The following is a 1,325-nucleotide window of genomic DNA, read 5'->3' as shown; positions in this document are numbered from 1 at the left end:
GCCCCGAACGACGTCCACTACACTTACCGGCAGCACGTCAACGCGGCCTGAAATTAACCATCTCCAGTGTCCGAAATCCCCGCGGCAGATCACAATGTCGATCGTCATCGGAGTGTCCGCTGCTGCCAGAGCTGCCAGCGCTTTGCCCATCAAGTCCACGGTCGCCATGACTCGAAGGTAGCCCTGGTTCGCGCTTCACACCGGCCGGGACAGTCACATTCGAGGGTGTCAGTCCTCGGATATCAACCGATAGATCACATACGCGGCGAACCACGCCGTCATACCGATGCACAGCACAAGCAAGACATCGAAGACCAGTACCAAATCCCACCTCCATACAAAAGGACATCACCAGAAACTTCTCCACGCGGAGAATTCTGACCTACGGTATCTTCTCTGCGTGGAGAAGTCGACTCGGGAAGCGCTGCTGGATGCCGGGCTCGATCTGCTCGGGCGGGTTGGCTTCCGCGGATGGTCCATGCGGGGCGTGGAGGACGAGGCGGGCGTTCCTCACGGATCAGCGCGTCACCACTTCGCCAACCAGCATGGGCTGGTTCTGAATATGGTGCGACACTTACTCGCCGGAGATCTTCCGCGCCCCGGACAGAGACCGCAGGATCGAATTGCGCGATGGATCGAGCCGGAGCTGGGGCGAACTCGGGCCCGGTACGAACTGATTGTTGCTTCCTTTCACGATGCCGAGCTTGCAGCGGAGCTGGTTCGTGGCCGGGACCAGTTGATCACCGCCGTGATCGACGAGACCGATATCGCGGCAGCCGCTGCAGCGGAATTCGCTGCAGCGATGGACGGATTACTCTTGGACGCCCTGCTTCGCAGGCGAGGACCGGCGTCCATCGACGCACAAAAGATCTTGGATCTGTTCCGACACACACGGTGACAGCGACGGACTACCAGCGAACCGGGTGACGCGGACGGGTTCGGGTTCTTCCGTTCGCGACGCCGCGCACCATCGGCCTCATCAGGAACTCGTGCGGGAACCCCAGATCCACTGCGCTGACGTCGTCGAGCGTCTTCCAGTGCTCGTCGTCCAGTTCGATCTCGAGCGCGCCGAGATTGTCCTGCAACTGTTTCGGCGTGCGAGCACCGATCAGGGTACTGACCACCGCCGGATTCCGGAGCGTCCACGCGAGTGCGATCCGCGCTGCAGACACGCCGGTTTCTCGTGCGATCTCGACGACAACGTCCGATATCTCCAGGCCTCGGGTGGTCAATGTCCGATTCGCTACCGCGTGTTCGCGACGGGTGCCACCCGGGACGTCGAATCCAGGAGCTATCAGGTCCGCGGCGGTGTACTTGCCGGTGAG

Annotated in this window: 2 protein-coding genes; one reads left to right on the top strand and one right to left on the bottom strand. The window is 61.5% G+C overall.

Annotated elements, in window-relative coordinates; translation table 11 throughout:
• Window positions 1-400: 400 nt before the first annotated feature.
• Window positions 401-898 carry a TetR/AcrR family transcriptional regulator gene (locus A2J03_RS25390; protein ID WP_197480958.1) on the top strand — a complete coding sequence of 166 codons (498 nt, stop codon included), beginning with the start codon at window positions 401-403 and terminating at the stop codon, window positions 896-898.
• Between the two features lie 10 nt (window positions 899-908).
• Here A2J03_RS25390 and A2J03_RS25385 read toward each other — a convergent pair.
• The coding region (locus A2J03_RS25385; RefSeq protein WP_197480957.1) for an aldo/keto reductase at window positions 909-1,325 on the bottom strand (417 nt) is incomplete at its 5' end.

The sequence above is a fragment of the Rhodococcus sp. EPR-157 genome (genome assembly GCF_001647195.1).
Taxonomy (GTDB): domain Bacteria; phylum Actinomycetota; class Actinomycetes; order Mycobacteriales; family Mycobacteriaceae; genus Rhodococcoides.
Note: the sequence above shows the minus strand (reverse complement) of the source record. Positions and strands in the feature narration are given on the sequence as shown.